Below are 18,210 nucleotides of genomic sequence, written 5' to 3'. Positions count from 1 at the left end.
CTGACCGTTCACTTCGAGCGGAACACGATTCGCGCTCGGGTGAGGTCGTAGGGCGTGAGCTCTACCTTGACCTTGTCCCCCGGCAGGATACGGATGTAATGCATCCGCATCTTGCCGCTGATATGCCCCAGCACCACATGACCGTTTTCGAGCTTGACCCTGAAGGTCGCGTTGGGGAGGTTTTCAATCACCTCACCCTGCATCTCGATCACATCGTCCTTGGCCATAAGCGAAGTTCAAGGGGAGGTTTTGAAACTGGCCTTCTTGAGCAGCGATTCATATTGCTGCGACATCATGTAATTCTGCACCTGGGCCATGAAGTCCATGGTGACCACCACGATGATCAACAGGGAGGTGCCGCCGAAATAGAACGGCACGTTGTACTTCAGGATCAGGAACTCGGGCAGCAGACACACGGCGGTGATGTACACAGCGCCAGCCAGTGTCAACCTCAACAAAATCTTGTCGATGTAGCGGGCGGTCTGATCACCCGGGCGGATGCCTGGAATGAACGCGCCACTCTTCTTCAGGTTGTCGGCCGTTTCGCGGCTGTTGAACACCAGTGCGGTGTAGAAGAAGCAGAAGAAAACGATGGCCGCGGCATACAACGCCACGTAGATCGGTTGGCCGGGCGACAGCGCCGCCGCGATGTCGCGCAACCAGCGGGTCGAGTCACCGGTGCTCACCCAGCTCACCACCGTGGTGGGCAGCAGGATGATGGACGACGCGAAGATCGGCGGAATCACACCGGCCATGTTCAGCTTGAGCGGCAGGTGCGAGGACTGGCCTCCGTACACCTTGTTGCCCACCTGACGGCGTGCGTAGTTCACCAGGATCTTGCGCTGGCCGCGCTCCACGAACACCACGAAGTAGGTGACCAGGATCACCAGTGCGATGATGAAGATCGACACCAGGATGTTCATGGCACCGGTGCGCACCAGCTCCAGCAGACCGCCAATGGCACTCGGCAAACCGGCCGCAATACCCGCGAAGATCAGGATCGAGATGCCGTTGCCCAGACCGCGCTCGGTGATCTGCTCACCCAGCCACATCAGGAACATGGTGCCGGCCACCAGGCTGACCACGGCCGTCAGGCGGAAGCCCATGCCGGGATCGATCACCAGACCAGGCGAACCTTCCAGGGCCAGGGCAATGCCCATCGCCTGGAAAATGGCCAGAGCCAGCGTGCCGTAACGGGTGTATTGCGTGATCTTGCGACGACCGGCCTCGCCCTCTTTCTTCAGCTGCTCGAACGTGGGTACCACGTAGGTCATGAGCTGCATGATGATCGAGGCCGAGATGTACGGCATGATCCCCAGCGCGAACACGGTGAAGCGCGAGAGCGCCCCGCCCGAGAACATGTTGAACAGGCTGAGAATGCCGCCCTGCTGTCCCTGGAACAATTGCGCCAGTTGCGCGGGGTCGATGCCGGGCACGGGGATGTGAGCCCCGATGCGGTAGACCACCAGCGCCAACAACAGGAACACCAGCCGGCGACGCAGGTCGCCGAACTTTCCGGTTTTGGCCAGTGACGTGGATCCAGTTGCCACAGGAAGTTCCCGTTCGAGTCCGATCAGGCCGCCAGCGAGCCGCCAGCGGCTTCGATGGCTTGCTTGGCACCAGCGGTCGCGGTGATGTCCTTGAGGGTCACGGCACGCGTGATCTCACCGGTCTTGATCACCTTGACGCGCTTGGCCAGGTGGGGCACGAGGCCTGCCTGCTTGAGCACGAGCATGTCGACATCGGCCACTTCGAGCGCGTTGAGGTCGCTCAGCGTGACTTCAGCGTTGAACTGCAGCTGAGCGGACTTGAAGCCACGCTTGGGCAGACGGCGCTGCAGCGGCATCTGACCGCCTTCGAAACCGACCTTGTGGTAGCCGCCCGAACGGGACTTCTGGCCCTTGTGGCCACGACCCGCGGTCTTGCCCAGGCCCGAACCGATGCCGCGGCCGACACGGCGCTTGGCGTGCTTGGCGCCTTCGGAAGGCTTGATGGTATTGAGTTGCATGTCAGTGACTCCGATCAGACGATTTTGACCAGGTAGCTGATCTTGTTGATCATGCCGCGCACAGCGGGCGTGTCCTGCAGCTCGCTGACGCTGTTGAGCTTGCGCAGGCCCAGGCCACGGACGGTGTCGCGGTGGGATTGCTTGGTTCCAATGGGGCTGCGCACCAGTTGAACCTTGACGGTGTTTTGAGTGGTCATGATCGCTCCAATCAACCCAGGATCTCTTCGACGGACTTGCCACGCTTGGCAGCCACGTCGGCAGGGGTCGTCGAATTCTTCAGTGCGTCCAGCGTGGCGCGCACCAGGTTGTAGGGGTTGCTCGAGCCATGGCTCTTGGCCACGACATCGGTGATGCCCAACACTTCGAACACCGCGCGCATCGGGCCGCCAGCGATGATGCCGGTACCCTTGGAAGCCGGCAGCATCATGACGTTGGAAGCGCCGTGCTCACCGTGCACGCTGTGGTGCAGCGAGCCGTTCTTGAGCGACACCTTGATCATGTTGCGACGGGCCTGTTCCATGGCCTTCTGCACGGCCACCGGCACTTCACGCGCCTTGCCCTTGCCCATGCCCACGCGGCCATCGCCATCACCGACCACGGTCAGCGCTGCGAAACCGAGAATGCGACCGCCCTTGACCACCTTGGTCACGCGGTTGATCGCGATCATCTTTTCGCGCAGACCGTCTTCGTTCGCTTCTTTGTTGATGTTTGCCGTAAATTTAGCCATTTTGTGTATTCCGTTTGATCAGAACTGCAGACCGGCTTCACGAGCCGCGTCTGCCAGGGCTTTCACCCGGCCGTGGTAAGCAAAACCGGAACGGTCAAACGCCACCTTCTCGATGCCGGCGGCCTTCGCCTTTTCGGCGATGCGCTTGCCCACCAGGGCAGCGGCAGCGGTGTTGCCACCCTTGCCAGCGCCACCGATCTGGGCGCGCACTTCGGCTTCGGCGGTCGATGCAGCAGCCAGCACGCGGCCGCCGTCGTCGGAGATGACGCTGGCGTAGATGTGCAGGTTGGTGCGGTTCACGCTCAGGCGCACGGCGCCTTGTTGCGCAATGCGGATGCGCGTTTGGCGGGCGCGGCGGAGACGTTGCTCTTTTTTGGTCAACATGATCCTGGTCCTTATTTCTTCTTGGTTTCCTTGATCACGACCTTTTCATCCGCATAACGGATGCCCTTGCCCTTGTAAGGCTCGGGGGGGCGAACGGCTCGCACCTCGGAAGCGATCTGGCCCACGCGCTGGCGGTCGGAACCCTTGATCAGGATTTCGGTCGGCGTCGGGGTTTCCACCTTGATGCCGGCGGGCATGTCCATCACCACGGGGTGGGAGTAGCCAACCGTCAGGTTGAGCTTGGCACCCTGTGCCTGGGCCTTGTAGCCCACGCCCAGCAGCGTCAGCTTCTTCTCGAAGCCCTTGCTCACACCATTGACCATGTTGTTGACCAGCTGGCGCATGGTGCCGGACATGGCATTGGCTTCGCGCGATTCGTCCACGGGGACGAACGTCAGCGTGCCGGCCTTGTTCTCAACCTTGACCAGCGTGTTCAGCGTCAGCGCCAGGGCACCCAGGGCACCCTTGACATTGATCTGGTTGTCCTTGACGGCGACTTCCACCCCGGCTGGGACGGTGACCGGCAGTTTTCCAATACGTGACATTAATTTCTCCTCAATGCCCGCATCAGGCGACGTAACACAGGACTTCGCCACCGACACCGGTAGCGCGTGCCTTGCGGTCGGTCATCACGCCTTGCGGCGTGGTGACGATGGCCACGCCCAGGCCGTTCTGGACCTGGGGGATGGCGTTGCGGCCACGGTAGACGCGCAGGCCGGGACGGCTCACGCGCTCGATGCGCTCGATCACGGGGCGACCGGCGTAGTACTTGAGAGCGATCTCAAGCTCGTTCTTGCCGTCGGTGCTCTTGACCTGGAACCCGTCGATGTAACCCTCGTCCTTCAGGACCTGGGCGATCGCGGCCTTGACCTTGGAAGCCGGCATCGTCACAACGGCCTTCTCGACCATCTGTGCGTTGCGGATGCGGGTCAACATGTCTGCAATAGGATCACTCATGCTCATTTGTGGTTCTCCTAATGCTTACCAGCTGGCTTTGGTGATGCCGGGGATTTCACCGGCAAACGCCATTTCACGGACCTTGGCACGGGCCAGGCCGAAGTGGGCGAAGGTGCCACGCGGACGACCGGTGATCTCGCAGCGGTTGCGCTGACGGGTCGGGTTCGCGTTGCGGGGCAGCTTCTGCAGCGCCAGACGGGCTGCATCGCGTTCTTCTTCGCTCTTCTTGGCGTCGTTGGACGTCGCCTTCAGTTCGGTGTATTTCTTGGCGAACTTGGCGGCGAGCTTCTCGCGCTTGAGTTCACGTTGGAGTAGTGCTTGTTTAGCCACGCGCCACCTCAGTTCTTGAACGGGAAACGGAAACCGGCCAGAAGAGCCTTGCACTCTTCGTCGTTCTTGGCGGTCGTCGTGATGCTGATGTTGAGACCGCGCAAGGCATCGACCTTGTCGTACTCGATCTCAGGGAAAATGATCTGTTCCTTGACGCCGACGTTGTAGTTGCCGCGACCGTCGAACGAACGGCCGGAGATACCACGGAAGTCGCGCACGCGGGGCAGTGCCACGGTGACGAAACGGTCCAGGAATTCGTACATGCGCGCGCCACGCAGGGTGACCATGCAGCCAATGGCCTGCTGCTCACGGATCTTGAAACCCGCGATGGCCTTGCGGGCCTTGGTCACGACCGGCTTCTGGCCTGCGATCTTGGTCAGGTCGCCGACGGCGTTGTCCATGACCTTCTTGTCGGCCACGGCCTCGCTCACACCCATGTTGAGCGTGATCTTGGTGATGCGCGGCACTTCCATCGTCGACTTGTAGCCGAACTTCTTCATGAGGTCCGGGGCGATGGTGTCGCGGAAAACTTCTTGCAAACGTGCCATGGTCATGCCACCTTGATTTCTTCGCCGCTGGACTTGAAGACGCGCACTTTCTTGCCGTCGGCCAGGAGCTTGATGCCCACGCGATCCGCCTTGCCGGTGGCGCCATTGAAGATGGCGACGTTGGACTGGTGGATGGGCATGGTCTTTTCGATGATGCCGCCGGTGATGCCCTTCATGGGGTTCGGCTTGGCATGCTTCTTCACGAGGTTCACGCCTTCGACAACCAGACGGCTGTCGTCGCTGCGCTGCAGCACCTTGCCGCGCTTGCCCTTGTCGCGACCGGCAATCACGATGACTTCATCGCCACTACGAATCTTGTTCATGATGAGTCCTCAGAGAACCTCGGGCGCCAGCGACACGATCTTCATGAACTTCTCGGTGCGCAGTTCGCGCGTGACCGGTCCGAAGATGCGGGTGCCGATGGGCTCCAGCTTGGCGTTGAGCAACACTGCTGCGTTGCCGTCGAATTTGATCAGGGCGCCGTCCTGACGACGGATGCCCTTGGCGGTGCGGACCACCACAGCGTTGTAAACCTCGCCTTTTTTGACGCGGCCACGGGGCGCTGCTTCCTTGATGCTGACTTTGATGACGTCGCCCACACTGGCGTAACGACGCTTGGAGCCGCCGAGCACCTTGATGCACATCACGGACTTCGCGCCCGTGTTGTCAGCAACATCGAGTCGAGATTGCGTTTGAATCATTTGATTTAAGTCCCAACTTGAATCCCCCCAGCCACCACGGCCGGGAGTGATCAGTCTTGGGCCCGTCGTTGAAGGCTTGCCGGGCATTGCACCCGGCTCACCCCCTTCGGTGGGCAGATAGCTCTTCGCCTTTTCAAGCGAAGCCGCGAATTATGGCATGGATGCGGCTGGCGCGTCAACTGGGGATGCAGAAACCGGCAGATACCGGTCGCACAGGGCCTGGAAAGCCGCCAGTTCCGGGTCGCCGGACAGCTCTTCGGCCAGGATCGCCGCCACGGCGGGCGCCAGGCGGGCGGCCTCGGCGGCATCCAGGAACAGCACGCGCCAGCGCCGGGCCAGCACATCCTCCACGGTCTGGGCGTACTCGAAGCGGGCGGCATAGCGCACCATGGCCTCGGTCAATCCGGCACCCAGCAGGTTCGCCTGCCCCGGGCAGGCCCCCACCTGCGGGGCTTCGGTCCCATACAAGTGAAGACCGGGTGGCGCATACAGAGGCGTGACCGGGCTGGCGGTGGCCTCGGCACCCAGCAGCACATGGCCGGCGCTCTGGCCACCGGCGCGGTGTGGCAGCAGGCGGCCGGCGAAGCAGCGCTCCAGCACGTCCTCGGCCATGGCGCGGTAGGTGGTCCATTTGCCGCCGGTGACGGTGACCAGGCCATTGGCGTCCACCACGATGGTGTGTTCGCGCGACAACACCTTGGTGCCGCCCTCGGCCGCCTCGGGCGCCGCCACCAGGGGCCGCAGGCCGACCCAGAGGCTTCGGATGTCCGCGCGGCGCACCGGCCGGCTCAGCGCCTGGCTGGCTTCGCTGAGGATGAATTCCAGCTCTTCGGCGAAGGCGTCCGGTTCGCGCGGCAGGTCGCGGCGGGGGGTGTCGGTCGTGCCCAGCACCAGCTTGCCGAGCCAGGGCACGGCGAACAGCACCCGGCCATCGCGGGTCTTGGGCACAAGCAGCGCGTGGCCGCCGGGCAGGAAGTCGCGGTCCACCACCACGTGCACCCCCTGGCTGGGGCTGACCATGTGGGAGGGCGTGCCGCCCTGGTTCACCGGCGGCTGGGTGCGGTCGCGCAGGGCGTCCACCCAGACGCCCGTGGCGTTGACCACGCAGCGGGCCTGCAACTGGAAGGTGCCGCCGCCGCGCCGATCGGTCACGTCCAGCACCGACATCGGCCGATCGGCGCCTGCGAGCTGGCGCACGGCCGTGACCTCGGCGTAGTTCAGCACACGGGCGCCCGCCGCCTCGGCGCTGCGCGCCAGTGCCAGCGCCAGGCGGGCGTCGTCAAACTGGCCGTCCCAGTACTTCACCCCGCCCCGCAGGCCATCGGGCTTGACGCCGGGCAGGGCCTGCAGCGCCTGCGCCCGGTTGAGGAATTCGGTGCGGCCCAGGCCCGCGCCGCCGGCCAGCAGGTCGTACAGCTTGAGGCCAAGGCCATAGAAAGGGGTCTGCCACCATCGATAGGACGGCATGACGAAGGGCAGCGGCTGCGCCAGGTGCGGCGCGATGCGCAGCACCGTGGCACGCTCGGCCAGCGCTTCGCGCACCAGGGCCAGGTTGCCCTGCGCCAGGTAACGCACGCCGCCGTGCAGCAGCTTGGTGGAGCGCGACGAGGTGCCACCGGCGAAGTCGTGCGACTCCAGCAGCACCACGGAGAAACCGCGCAGCGCCGCATCGAGCGCCACCCCCAGGCCCGTGGCCCCGCCACCGACCACCGCGAGGTCGTACACGCCATGGCGGGACAGCGATTCAAGCAGTTCTGCGCGTTTCATGGGGGAGTGGATGGTCCTCCGCACCCAGGCGGTGCGGAGGACGGTTGCTACAAAAGCCGATGCATCACATCAGCGGACCTTGCCATTCTTCCATGCGTTGAGCAGCTGGTCGTAGGCGATGGTCTCTCCCTTGGGCTTTTCATTGGCCAGCTTCTTCCAGGGCGCGGCCTTGTCGCTCAGGTACTTGTTGGGATCGCCCTTGGGGTTGAGCTTGGGCGCGCAGCGCTCCATGCCGGCGCGCTCCAGGCGGCTCATGACCTGGTCCATCTGCTCGGCCAGGTTGTCCATCGCGGCCTGGGGCGTCTTCTCGCCGGTCACGGCCTGGGCCACGTTCTGCCACCAGAGCTGCGCGAGCTTGGGGTAGTCCGGCACGTTGGTGCCGGTGGGCGTCCAGGCCACGCGGGCCGGGCTGCGGTAGAACTCGACCAGGCCGCCCAGCTTGGGCGCGAGGTCGGTCATGGCCTTGCTCTGGATGTCGCTCTCGCGGATCGGGGTCAGACCCACGATGGTCTTCTTCAACGAGGTGGTCTTGGCGGTCACGAACTGTGCGTACAGCCAGGCGGCGGCGGTCTTGTTCTCGTCGTGGCCGTTGAAGAACGACCACGAACCCACGTCCTGGTAGCCGTTCTGCATGCCCTGCTTCCAGTACGGGCCGTTCGGGCCGGGTGCCATGCGCCACTTGGGCGTGCCGTCGGCATTCACCACCGGCAGCCCGGGTTTGGTCATGTCGGCGGTGAAGGCGGTGTACCAGAAGATCTGCTGCGCGATCTGGCCCTGCGCGGGCACCGGGCCGGCTTCGCCGAAGGTCATGCCGGTGGCCTCCTTGGGCGCGTACTTCTTCATCCAGTCGATGTACTTGGTGAGGGCGTACACGGCGGCCGGCGAGTTGGTGGCGCCACCGCGCGAGACGCTCGCGCCCTGCGGGTTGCAGCCGTCGGCCGAGGCGCGGATGCCCCATTCGTCCACCGGCTTGCCATTGGGGATACCGATGTCGGCGGTGCCGGCCATGGACAGCCAGGCGTCGGTGAAGCGCCAGCCCAGCGACGGGTCCTTCTTGCCGTAGTCCATGTGGCCGTAGATCGGCTTGCCGTCGATGGTCTTGACGTCGTTGGTGAAGAACTCGGCGATGTCTTCGTAGGCGCTCCAGTTGAGCGGCACGCCCAGGTCGTAGCCGTACTTGGCCTTGAACTTGTCCTTCAGGTCCTTGCGGTCGAACAGGTCGGCGCGGAACCAGTAAAGGTTGGCGAACTGCTGATCGGGCAGCTGGTAGAGCTTCTTGTCGGGCGCGGTGGTGAAGCTGGTGCCGATGAAGTCCTTGATGTCCAGGCCCGGGTTGGTGAACTCCTTGCCCTTGCCGGCCATGTAGTCGGTCAGGTTCATCATCTTGCCGTAGCGGTAGTGCGTGCCGATCAGGTCGGAGTCGCTGATCCAGCCGTCGTAGATCGACTTGCCCGACTGCATGGAGGTCTGCAGCTTCTCGACCACATCGCCTTCCTGGATCAGGTCGTGCTTGACGGTGATGCCGGTGATCTCGGCGAAGGCCTTGGCCAGCGTCTTGCTCTCGTACTCGTGCGTGGTGATGGTCTCCGACACCACCGAAATCTCTTTCACGCCTTTGGCCTTGAGCTTGGCGGCCGCGTCGATGAACCACTTCATCTCGGCCGCCTGCTGGGCCTTGGTGAGGGTCGAAGGCTGGAACTCGCTGTCGATCCACTTCTTGGCGGCGGCCTCGTCGGCCCACGCGGGCAAGGCACCCATGGCCAGCAAAGCGGCCAGGGCCAGGGTGGTGTGTCGCAATTTCATGTCGTCTCCTCTAGCGGTGTGCTTCCCCGGTGTGTGAGAGATCTCGGCCCCGGGGAAGCATTGGGCCGAATCCACAGGAAAGAAAACCGGCTCGGTCAGCCCTTGCGCATCACCAGCAGCAGCCAGCCCATGGAGAGCACGAAGGCGATCCAGATGCTGGGTTCCTGCTCCAGCGAGAACCACTGGGCGAACCAGCCCGCCAGGCCGATGAAGGCGAGGTTGATGTAGGCCGCGCCGAGCAGGCCGATGAACAGGCGGTCGCCGCGCGAGGTGACCATGGGCAGGAAGCCCTTGCGCTCGATCGTCGGCGCCTTGACCTCCCACAGGGTCATGCCCGCGAGCATGAGCGCGATGCAGGTGAAGAACACGGCCACGGGTGTGGTCCAGACCATCCACTGGAACATGGCTATCCCCCCGCGCGCCTGCGGCGCACCCCCCGCAGGGGGGCAACGCCAGCAGCCTGGCAAAGCCAGTCCTGCGGCGTTTGCTGGAACTGTGGGTCTCGATGTGGCATGACTTGCTCTCCTTTTCTCAGACGCGGCCCATCGCGAAGCCCTTCGCGATGTAGTGCCGCACAAACCAGATGACGATCGCGCCCGGCACGATGGTGAGCACGCCGGCCGCGGCCAGCGTGGCCCAGTCCATGCCGCTGGCGCTCACGGTGCGCGTCATCGTCGCCACGATGGGCTTGGCGTTCACGCTGGTGAGCGTGCGCGCCAGCAGCAGCTCGACCCAGCTGAACATGAAGCAGAAGAACGCCGCCACCCCCACGCCGGCCTTGATCAGCGGCAGGAAGATGGTGAAGAAGAAGCGCGGGAAGCTGTAGCCATCGATGTAGGCCGTCTCGTCGATCTCGCGCGGGATGCCGCTCATGAAGCCTTCGAGAATCCAAACCGCCAGCGGCACGTTGAACAGCAGGTGCGCCATCGCCACGGCGATGTGCGTGTCCATCAGGCCCAGCGTGGTGTAGAGCTGGAAGAAGGGCAGCAGGAACACGGCCGGCGGCGTCATGCGGTTGGTGAGCAGCCAGAAGAACACGTGCTTGTCGCCCAGGAAGCGGTAGCGCGAGAACGCGTAGGCCGCCGGCAGCGCCACCACCAGCGAGATCACGGTGTTGATGCCGACGTAGATCAGGCTGTTGATGTAGCCCGAGTACCAGGATGGGTCGGTGAAGATGGTCCGGTAGTTGGCCCAGGTGAACTCGGCCGGCCACAGCGTGAAGGACGAGAGGATTTCCTGGTTGGTCTTGAAGCTCATGTTGACCATCCAGTAGATGGGCAATAGCGCGAAGACCAGGTAGGCGATGAGGAACAGCGTCCTCTTCCTGAAACGCCGCTTATCCATGGAGCCCCCTTGGCGCTGCGCGCCATCCCCCCGGGGGGGAGCAATTTTTCTTGAGGCGGCTCGGCGAAAAATCATCCATGGCCCTGCTCCTTCTCCGACGTGCCCAGGCTCTGCATCCAGTTGTAGAGCACGAAGCAGAACAGCAGGATGATGAGGAAATAGATCAGCGAGAACGCCGCCGCCGGGCCGAGGTCGAACTGGCCGACCGCCTTGGTGGTGAGGTACTGCGAGAGGAAAGTGGTGGCGTTGCCGGGGCCGCCGCCAGTGAGCACGAAGGGCTCGGTGTAGATCATGAAGCTGTCCATGAAGCGCAGCAGCACCGCGATCATCAGCACGCCGCGCATCTTGGGCAGCTGGATGTAGCGGAACACGGCCCACTTGCTCGCGCCGTCGATGCTGGCGGCCTGGTAGTAGGCGTCGGGGATGCTGCGCAGGCCCGCGAAGGCCAGCAGCGCGACCAGCGGCGTCCAGTGCCACACGTCCATGATCAGCACCGTCCACCACGCGTGCACCGGGTTGCCGGTGTAGCTGTAGTCCATGCCGGCCCACTGCAGGAAGTAGCCCATGAGGCCGATATCGGCGCGGCCGAAGATCTGCCAGATGGTGCCGACCACGTTCCACGGGATCAGCAGCGACAGCGCCACCAGCACCAGCACGGCCGAGGACTTCCAGCCCTGCGCCGGCATGGACAGCGCCAGTGCGATGCCCAACGGGATCTCCACCAGCAGCACCGCCAGCGAGAACTGGATCTGCCGCCACAGCGCCAGGTGCAGTTCTTCATCGCGCATCACGGCGGCGAACCACTCGGTGCCCACGAACACGCGCCGGTCGGGCGAGAGCACGTCCTGCACCGAGTAGTTCACCACCGTCATCAGCGGCAGCACGGCCGAGAAGGCCACGCAGAGAATCACCGGCAGCACCAGCCACCAGGCCTTCTGGTTCACGGGTTTGGTGGTTGTGCTCATGCGATGAGTACCTCGTCCTTGTAGAAACAGGTGTGCCGGCCCAGCACGCGCAGGTGCACGGTCTCTCCCACCCCGGGCGCGGTAGCTTCGGGCGCCAGCCGGCACTTGAGGCGGTGCTCGCCCGCCTCGCAGGTCACCATCACGTAGGTGCCGATGTCCTGCACGCGCGTGACCGTCGCGGGCAGCGTGTCGGGCTCGCCCGCCTGGCCGATCGCCAGGTACTCGGGGCGGATGCCGAGCTTGACCGGCCCTTCGGGCAGCACCTGGCCGTTGGTGAGCGCCAGCGGGTGCTCCAGCACCACCACGCCTCCGCGCACGCTGGTCGCGGGCAGGAAGTTCATGCCGGGCGAGCCGATGAAGTGACCCACGAAGGTGTGCGCCGGCCGCTCGAACAGCGCCGCGGCCGCGCCCACCTGCACCGCGCGGCCGCGCGTCATCACCACCACCTCGTCGGCGAAGGTCAGCGCCTCCACCTGGTCGTGCGTCACGTAGATCAGCGTGAGCTTGAGTTCGTGGTGGATCTGCTTGAGCTTGCGCCGCAGCTGCCATTTCAGGTGCGGGTCGATCACGGTCAGCGGCTCGTCGAACAGCACGGCCGACACGTCCGAACGCACCAGGCCCCGGCCCAGCGAGATCTTCTGCTTCTGGTCGGCGGACAGGCCGGCCGCGCGCTGGTCGAGCTGGTGGCTCATCTCCAGCATCTCGGCGATGCGGCCCACGCGGTCTTTGATCTCGGCCTCGGGCACCTTGCGGTTGCGCAAGGGGAAAGCGAGGTTCTGCGCCACGGTCATGGTGTCGTAGATCACCGGGAACTGGAACACCTGGGCGATGTTGCGCTGCTGCGGGCTCTGGCGCGTCACGTCCACGCCGTTGAAGCGCACCGTGCCTTGCGACGGCGCGAGCAGGCCCGAGATGATGTTGAGCATGGTGGTCTTGCCGCAACCAGAGGGGCCGAGCAGCGCGTAGGCGCCGCCGTCCTCGAAAGTCATCTGCAGCGGCAGCAGCGCGTAGTCCTCGTCCGCCTTGGGGTTCGGCCGGTAGGCGTGCGCCAGGTCGAGTTCGATGCGTGCCATCAGCCCGCCCTCCCCGCGCGCGCCGGGGCTTGCACCAGCGGGCCCTCGGCATCGAAGACGAACAGCTGATCGGGCCGCAGGTACAGCGTGATGGGATCGCCCAGCGGGCAGTCGTGCACGCCGGTGAGCTGGGCCACCAGCTCGCCCACGGCCGTGTGCACGTGCACGAACGTGTCCGACCCCGCGATCTCGGCCAGCTCCACGCGCCCGGGCACCGCCACGTCGCCGGGCCGCTGCACCACCCGCAGGCCGCCGGCGCGCAGGCCGAGCGTGAGCCGCGCGGGCGCGTCGGCCGGCAGGGCCAGGGGCCAGACCTCGCCGCCGGCCACGCGCACACCGCCCGCGACCGCCTCGGCAGCCATCAGGTTCATCGGCGGGTCGCTGAAGGCGCGCGCCACGCGAATGCTCTTGGGCGCATGGAACACCTCGGCCGTGGGGCCGTATTGCAGCAGCTCACCCGCGTCCATCACCGCCGTGTGGCCCCCGAGCAGCAGGGCCTCGCCCGGCTCGGTGGTGGCGTAGACCACGGTGGAGTCGCTGGTGGCGAACAGGTGGGTGAGTTCCTCGCGCAGTTCCTCGCGCAGCTTGTAGTCCAGGTTCACCAGGGGTTCGTCGAACAGCATCAGCGGCGCCTGCTTGGCCAGGGCCCGCGCCAGCGCCACGCGCTGCTGCTGGCCGCCCGAGAGCTCGGCCGGCAGGCGGTCGAGAAAGGGTTCGATGTGCAGGCGCGCGGCCAGCTCGCGCACGCGCGGGTCCACGTTGCGCTCGCCGCGCAGGCGCATGGGCGAGGCGATGTTCTGCGCCACCGTCATCGAGGGGTAGTTGACGAACTGCTGGTAGACCATGGCCACGTTGCGCTGGCGCACCGGCACCCGCGTCACGTCCACCCCATCGGCCAGCACCCGGCCGACGGTGGCCGTGTCCAGCCCGGCCATCACACGCATCAGGCTGGTCTTGCCGGCCTGGGTGGCGCCCAGCAACACCGTCACCTCCCTCGGGGCCAGGTTCAGGCTCAGGGGATAGAGATGGGCGGTTGGCCCCACGGTCTTGCCCACGTGCTCCAGTGACAGCTGCATTCGAGTCCCAGTGTGAAAAAGCGCACACCCGAAAGCAGGTGGCGATTCGTTTTACCGATTATGTTGTTCGTTTATGTTCCTTTTTATTCGGTACTTACCCTGAGAAGGCGCCTCCGGGAATTCCGTTATGTTCGGGTGGCCTTTTCACCCACGCCCCGCTGCCCGATGAACCTGAACCCCCGCCACACCCAGCTGCTCGACGAAGTGCGCGCCCACGGTCCGCAGACCATCGAGGCCCTGGCCGAGCGCTTCGGCGTCACGCTGCAGACCGTGCGCCGCGACGTGCAGCGCCTGGCCGAGGCGGGCCTGCTGTCGCGTTTTCACGGCGGGGTGCGGCAACCGGGTTCGACCACCGAGAACATCGCCTACCGCCAGCGCCAGGCCATGCAGGCGGACGCCAAGACGCGCATCGCGCGCGCCGTGGCCCGGCGCGTGCCCAACGGCTGCTCGCTGATCATGAACATCGGCACCACCATCGAAGCGGTGGCGCGCGAGCTGCAGCACCACCGCGGCCTGCGCGTGATCACCAACAACCTGCACATCGCCTCGCTCATGAGCACCAACCCCGACTGCGAGGTGATCGTGGCCGGCGGCCTGGTGCGCGGCGCCGACCAGGGCATCGTGGGCGAGGCCACGGTGGACTTCATGCGCCAGTTCCGGGTCGACATCGGCCTGATCGGCATCAGCGGCATCGAGGCCGATGGCACGCTGCGCGACTTCGACTACCGCGAGGTGAAGGTGGCGCGCGCCATCGTCGAGCAGTCGCGCGAGGTCTGGCTCGCCGCCGACCACAGCAAGTTCAACCGCCCCGCCATGGTGGAGCTCGCGCGGCTGGACGACATCGACGTGGTCTTCACCGACCTGGCGCCCCCGCCGCCGTTCGACGAACTGCTGGCCCAGGCCAACGTCGAGTGCGTGCGCGCCGGCATCGGCACCGACAACGCCTGACCAACACTGTTCTCCCGGAAGACGCCATGACCTACCTGCTCGCCCTCGACCAGGGCACCTCCAGCTCGCGCAGCATCGTGTTCGACCGCCAGGGCCGCGTGGTCACCATGGCGCAGCGCGAGTTCCGCCAGATCTACCCGCAGCCGGGCTGGGTCGAGCACGACCCGCGCGACCTGTGGCAGACGCAGCTGGAGACTGCGCGCGAGGCCTTGAAGCAGGCCAAACTGCGCGCCGACCAGATCCAGGCCGTGGGCATCACCAACCAGCGCGAGACCACGCTGGTGTGGAACCGCCAGACCGGCGAACCCGTGTACAACGCCATCGTCTGGCAGGACCGCCGCGCCGAGAACACCTGCGCCGAGCTGCGCGAACGCGGCGCCAGCGATACCGTGCTGCAGAAGACCGGGCTGCGCATCGACGCCTATTTCTCCGGCACCAAGCTCAAGTGGATCCTGGACCACGTGCCCGGCGTGCGCGCGCAGGCCGAGCGCGGCGAACTCGCCTTCGGCACCGTGGACAGCTGGCTGATCTGGCAACTGACCGGTGGCGAGCGCCACGTCACCGACGTGAGCAACGCCTCGCGCACCATGCTCTTCAATGTGCACACGCGCGAGTGGGATGACGAGCTGCTCGCCCTGCTCGACGTGCCCCGGGGCCTGATGCCCGAGGCCCTGCCCTCCAGCGCGCACTTCGGCCGCCTGAAGGCCGAGTGGCTGGGCGCACCGCTGGAGATCGGCGGCGTGGCCGGCGACCAGCAGAGCGCCCTGTTCGGCCAGGCCTGTTTCAGCGCCGGCATGGCCAAGAACACCTACGGCACCGGTTGCTTCATGCTGATGCACACCGGCGAGCGCTTCCAGGTCAGCGAGAACGGCCTCATCACCACCGCCACCGCGCAACCGGCCGGTGCGCCGCAGTACGCGCTGGAAGGCAGTGTGTTCATCGGTGGTGCCGTGGTGCAGTGGCTGCGCGACGGCCTGAAGGCGATCCCGTCCAGCAGCGAGGTGCAGGCACTCGCGGAAAGCGTGCCCGACGCCGGCGGCGTGGTGCTGGTGCCGGCCTTCACCGGCCTGGGCGCGCCCTACTGGCAGCCCGAGGCGCGCGGCAGCATCACCGGGCTCACGCGCGGCACCACCATGGCCCACATCGCGCGCGCCGCGCTGGAGAGCATCGCCTTTCAGAGCGCGGCGTTGCTCGACGCCATGAGCCGCGACGCCGTGGCCGCTGGCGGCGTGCCGGTAAGCGAGCTGCGGGTGGACGGCGGCGCCTGCGCGAACAACCTGCTGATGCAGATCCAGGCCGATTTGCTCGGCATTCCGGTGGTGCGGCCGGCGGTGATCGAAACCACGGCACTCGGCGCGGCCTACCTGGCCGGCCTGCACAGCGGCGTGTACGGCGGGCTGGACGAGCTCTCGAAACAATGGCGCGCCGAACGCACCTTCCATCCCACGCTTTCGCGCGAGCGCGCGGCCGAGAAGATGGCGCAGTGGGAGCGCGCGGTGAGGCAAACAGTGGCTGCGTAGCCGGCTCCTCGGTGCCCCTTGATGGCGCGCGGCAGTTCACGCCACCGGCGGCGCGCGACAATGGCACAATGAATACGCCTACCCACCCCACCATCACCTTCATCGGCGGCGGCAACATGGCCAGCGCCATCGTCGGCGGCCTGGTCCGCCAGGGCCACCCCGCCAGCGCCTTGCAGATCGTCGAGCCCTGGGACGAGCAGCGCGCCAAGCTCGCACAGCAGTTCCCCGGTGTCAGCGTGCTGCCGGCCGCCGGCCCTGCGCTCCAGCCCTCGGGCCTGGTGGTCTGGGCCGTGAAGCCGCAGACCTTCAAGGAAGCCGCGCTGGCCAGCGCACCGCACCTGAAAGACGCGCTGCACCTGAGCGTGGCCGCAGGCATCACCAGCGAGAGCATGGCCGGCTGGCTGCAGACGCAGCGCATCGTGCGCGCCATGCCCAACACGCCGGCCCTGGTCGGCCTGGGCATGACCGGCCTGTTCGCCCGCGCGGGCGCCAGCGATGCCGACCGCGCGCTCGTCGAGGCCGTGGTGAAGACCACGGGCGAGCTGGTGTGGGTGGCGCAGGAAGCCCAGCTCGACGCCGTGACCGCGCTCTCCGGCTCGGGCCCGGCCTACGTGTTCTATTTCCTCGAAGCCATGCGCGACGCGGGTACCCGCATGGGCCTGCCGCCCGAGATCGCTTACCAGCTCGCGGTCGGCACTTTCGTCGGCGCGGCCACCCTGGCCCAGCGCTCGGAAGACCCACCGCAAACGCTGCGCGAGCGTGTCACCTCCAAAGGTGGCACAACCTACGCCGCGCTCACGTCGATGGACGCGGCGGGTATGAAAGCGAAGTTTGAAGAGGCGCTGTTCGCGGCACAGAAACGCGCCGAGGAGCTTGGGCGCGAGTTCGGGAAGTAAGCGTTACCTGGTTTCTCTCGCTGCTCGTGGACGCGGCGCACGCTACTCCGCGGCTGTCCTCCGGCCGGCTGCGCCGGCCTCCCCCTTTACGCCGCTGCGCAGCGCGCGCCGCATCCACGAGCGAAAGGTAGCGAGCGAAGAAGCCACTCCTCCGACGGCGGGCGTGGTGTGCTCTGCGCAGCGGCGTAAAGGAGGAGAGGCGGCGAAGCCGACTCGGGGGACAGCCGCGGAGCAGAGCACACCGCGTCCGCCGGCGCGCGAGGTTCAACGATCGAAACTCAAGGCACTCAAAGCAACCCGAGAACCACTCCTACAAATACGGTGAAGCCCAGCCAGTGGTTGAGGCGGAAGGCCTTGAAGCAACCGTCGCGCGTGCGGTCCTTGATCAGGGTGAAGTGCCAGACCACCTGGGCCAGCGCCACCACCAGCATGGCGCCCCAGACCCAGGGATTCACCACCGGCCAGAGCGCAGCCGTCCAGACCGCCAGGAACACCAGGTAGAAGCCGGTGACAGCGGGCACATCGGCCCGGCCCAGCGTGATGGCCGAGGTCTTCATGCCGATGCGCAGATCGTCGTCGCGGTCCACCATGGCGTACTCGGTGTCGTAGGCCAACACCCAGAACAGGTTCCCCACCAACAACACCCAGGCCAGCAGCGGCACCTGCGACTGCACCGCCGCGAACGCCATCGGCACGCCGAAGCTGAAAGCCACGCCCAGCACCGCCTGTGGCATCGACACATGGCGCTTGGCATAGGGGTAGATCAGCGTGATCGCCAGCGCGGCGAACGACATCAGCACGGTGAGCGTGTTCGTGGTCAGCACCAGTCCGAAAGCTGCCAGGGCGAGCACGGCGCCCACCGCGAGCGCCTCGCGCGTGGACACCTTGCCCGAGGTGACCGGGCGCTGCGCGGTGCGCTTGACGTGCCGGTCGAAGTCGCGGTCGGCCACGTCGTTCACGCAGCAGCCGGCGCTGCGCATGAGGATGGTGCCGAGCACGAACACCGCCAGCAGGTGCCAGCCCGGGAAACCGCCCGCCGCCACCCACAGCGCGGCCAGCGACGGCCAGAGCAGCAGCAGCCAGCCCGCGGGGCGGTTCCAGCGGATCAGGTCCAGGTACAGCGCGAGGCGCGACGGAGCGGGAGACGTGGCGGCGACCATGGT

At 66.0% G+C, this 18,210-nt stretch carries 23 protein-coding genes; 3 read left to right on the top strand and 20 right to left on the bottom strand.

Annotation, left to right across the window (positions count from 1 at the left end):
- Positions 1-8: 8 nt before the first annotated feature.
- From infA to ACODTB_RS14535, 19 genes are all read right to left on the bottom strand, one after another.
- Entirely contained in the window at positions 9-227 is a 219-nt protein-coding gene (gene infA, locus ACODTB_RS14625; RefSeq protein WP_086118896.1) for a translation initiation factor IF-1, read from the bottom strand.
- Between the two features lie 9 nt (positions 228-236).
- The gene (gene secY, locus ACODTB_RS14620; RefSeq protein ID WP_297396159.1) at positions 237-1,550 is read right to left on the bottom strand and encodes a preprotein translocase subunit SecY; all 1,314 of its coding nucleotides are present in this window, start codon (positions 1,548-1,550) and stop codon (positions 237-239) included.
- A 23-nt stretch (positions 1,551-1,573) separates the two neighbouring features.
- Positions 1,574-2,008 (bottom strand): 50S ribosomal protein L15, encoded by a 435-nt coding sequence (gene rplO, locus ACODTB_RS14615; RefSeq protein WP_488929435.1) that lies wholly within the window; start codon positions 2,006-2,008, stop codon positions 1,574-1,576.
- A gap of 14 nt (positions 2,009-2,022) precedes the next feature.
- Positions 2,023-2,205, bottom strand: coding sequence for a 50S ribosomal protein L30 (gene rpmD / locus ACODTB_RS14610; RefSeq protein ID WP_159589446.1), 183 nt, complete (start codon positions 2,203-2,205; stop codon positions 2,023-2,025).
- Positions 2,206-2,216: 11 nt separating this feature from the next.
- Positions 2,217-2,735 carry a 30S ribosomal protein S5 gene (gene rpsE / locus ACODTB_RS14605; protein ID WP_159589444.1) on the bottom strand — a complete coding sequence of 173 codons (519 nt, stop codon included), beginning with the start codon at positions 2,733-2,735 and terminating at the stop codon, positions 2,217-2,219.
- Between the two features lie 18 nt (positions 2,736-2,753).
- The gene (gene rplR / locus ACODTB_RS14600) at positions 2,754-3,119 is read right to left on the bottom strand and encodes a 50S ribosomal protein L18 (protein ID WP_382153742.1); all 366 of its coding nucleotides are present in this window, start codon (positions 3,117-3,119) and stop codon (positions 2,754-2,756) included.
- An 11-nt stretch (positions 3,120-3,130) separates the two neighbouring features.
- Complete coding sequence (gene rplF, locus ACODTB_RS14595) at positions 3,131-3,664, bottom strand: 50S ribosomal protein L6 (protein WP_382325751.1); 534 nt, start codon at positions 3,662-3,664, stop codon at positions 3,131-3,133.
- 22 nt (positions 3,665-3,686) lie between these two features.
- Positions 3,687-4,082 carry a 30S ribosomal protein S8 gene (gene rpsH / locus ACODTB_RS14590; RefSeq protein ID WP_382153739.1) on the bottom strand — a complete coding sequence of 132 codons (396 nt, stop codon included), beginning with the start codon at positions 4,080-4,082 and terminating at the stop codon, positions 3,687-3,689.
- A gap of 18 nt (positions 4,083-4,100) precedes the next feature.
- Positions 4,101-4,406 (bottom strand): 30S ribosomal protein S14, encoded by a 306-nt coding sequence (gene rpsN, locus ACODTB_RS14585; protein WP_382153736.1) that lies wholly within the window; start codon positions 4,404-4,406, stop codon positions 4,101-4,103.
- Positions 4,407-4,414: 8 nt separating this feature from the next.
- A complete protein-coding gene (gene rplE / locus ACODTB_RS14580; RefSeq protein ID WP_297396180.1) occupies positions 4,415-4,954 on the bottom strand; it encodes a 50S ribosomal protein L5 in 540 nt (179 codons plus the stop codon).
- A gap of 2 nt (positions 4,955-4,956) precedes the next feature.
- Complete coding sequence (rplX, locus tag ACODTB_RS14575; protein WP_066267894.1) at positions 4,957-5,277, bottom strand: 50S ribosomal protein L24; 321 nt, start codon at positions 5,275-5,277, stop codon at positions 4,957-4,959.
- Positions 5,278-5,286: 9 nt separating this feature from the next.
- Complete coding sequence (rplN, locus tag ACODTB_RS14570; protein ID WP_009514936.1) at positions 5,287-5,655, bottom strand: 50S ribosomal protein L14; 369 nt, start codon at positions 5,653-5,655, stop codon at positions 5,287-5,289.
- A 150-nt stretch (positions 5,656-5,805) separates the two neighbouring features.
- On the bottom strand, positions 5,806-7,422 hold the full coding sequence (locus tag ACODTB_RS14565) for a glycerol-3-phosphate dehydrogenase/oxidase (protein ID WP_488929434.1): 1,617 nt from the start codon (positions 7,420-7,422) through the stop codon (positions 5,806-5,808).
- A 69-nt stretch (positions 7,423-7,491) separates the two neighbouring features.
- Complete coding sequence (locus ACODTB_RS14560; protein WP_291111859.1) at positions 7,492-9,225, bottom strand: ABC transporter substrate-binding protein; 1,734 nt, start codon at positions 9,223-9,225, stop codon at positions 7,492-7,494.
- Between the two features lie 95 nt (positions 9,226-9,320).
- Complete coding sequence (locus tag ACODTB_RS14555) at positions 9,321-9,629, bottom strand: DUF2160 domain-containing protein (RefSeq protein ID WP_291111861.1); 309 nt, start codon at positions 9,627-9,629, stop codon at positions 9,321-9,323.
- 127 nt (positions 9,630-9,756) lie between these two features.
- Positions 9,757-10,569 (bottom strand): carbohydrate ABC transporter permease, encoded by an 813-nt coding sequence (locus ACODTB_RS14550; RefSeq protein WP_291111864.1) that lies wholly within the window; start codon positions 10,567-10,569, stop codon positions 9,757-9,759.
- Positions 10,570-10,640: 71 nt separating this feature from the next.
- Positions 10,641-11,534, bottom strand: a complete 894-nt coding sequence (locus tag ACODTB_RS14545) for a carbohydrate ABC transporter permease (RefSeq protein WP_291111866.1) — start codon at positions 11,532-11,534, stop codon at positions 10,641-10,643.
- Positions 11,531-12,607 carry an ABC transporter ATP-binding protein gene (locus ACODTB_RS14540; protein WP_291111869.1) on the bottom strand — a complete coding sequence of 359 codons (1,077 nt, stop codon included), beginning with the start codon at positions 12,605-12,607 and terminating at the stop codon, positions 11,531-11,533. The genes ACODTB_RS14545 and ACODTB_RS14540 overlap by 4 nt, the downstream gene beginning before the upstream one ends.
- Positions 12,607-13,683, bottom strand: a complete 1,077-nt coding sequence (locus ACODTB_RS14535; RefSeq protein WP_291111871.1) for an ABC transporter ATP-binding protein — start codon at positions 13,681-13,683, stop codon at positions 12,607-12,609. The genes ACODTB_RS14540 and ACODTB_RS14535 overlap by 1 nt, the downstream gene beginning before the upstream one ends.
- 165 nt (positions 13,684-13,848) lie before the next feature.
- On the opposite strand from ACODTB_RS14535, the gene ACODTB_RS14530 reads away from it, so the two are divergent.
- The 3 genes from ACODTB_RS14530 to proC all read left to right on the top strand — a co-directional run bounded on the left by ACODTB_RS14530 (position 13,849) and on the right by proC (position 17,047).
- Positions 13,849-14,631: a DeoR/GlpR family DNA-binding transcription regulator gene (locus ACODTB_RS14530; RefSeq protein ID WP_488929433.1), complete on the top strand. Its 783-nt coding sequence runs from the start codon at positions 13,849-13,851 to the stop codon at positions 14,629-14,631.
- A gap of 26 nt (positions 14,632-14,657) precedes the next feature.
- A complete protein-coding gene (glpK, locus tag ACODTB_RS14525; protein WP_291111876.1) occupies positions 14,658-16,151 on the top strand; it encodes a glycerol kinase GlpK in 1,494 nt (497 codons plus the stop codon).
- Positions 16,152-16,219: 68 nt separating this feature from the next.
- Positions 16,220-17,047, top strand: a complete 828-nt coding sequence (gene proC / locus ACODTB_RS14520; protein WP_291111879.1) for a pyrroline-5-carboxylate reductase — start codon at positions 16,220-16,222, stop codon at positions 17,045-17,047.
- A gap of 287 nt (positions 17,048-17,334) precedes the next feature.
- Here proC and ubiA read toward each other — a convergent pair whose 3' ends face one another.
- Positions 17,335-18,207 carry a 4-hydroxybenzoate octaprenyltransferase gene (ubiA, locus tag ACODTB_RS14515; protein WP_291111882.1) on the bottom strand — a complete coding sequence of 291 codons (873 nt, stop codon included), beginning with the start codon at positions 18,205-18,207 and terminating at the stop codon, positions 17,335-17,337.
- Between the last annotated feature and the right edge of the window lie 3 nt (positions 18,208-18,210).

This window comes from Hydrogenophaga sp. FG152 (assembly GCF_057809615.1).
Note: the sequence above shows the minus strand (reverse complement) of the source record. Positions and strands in the feature narration are given on the sequence as shown.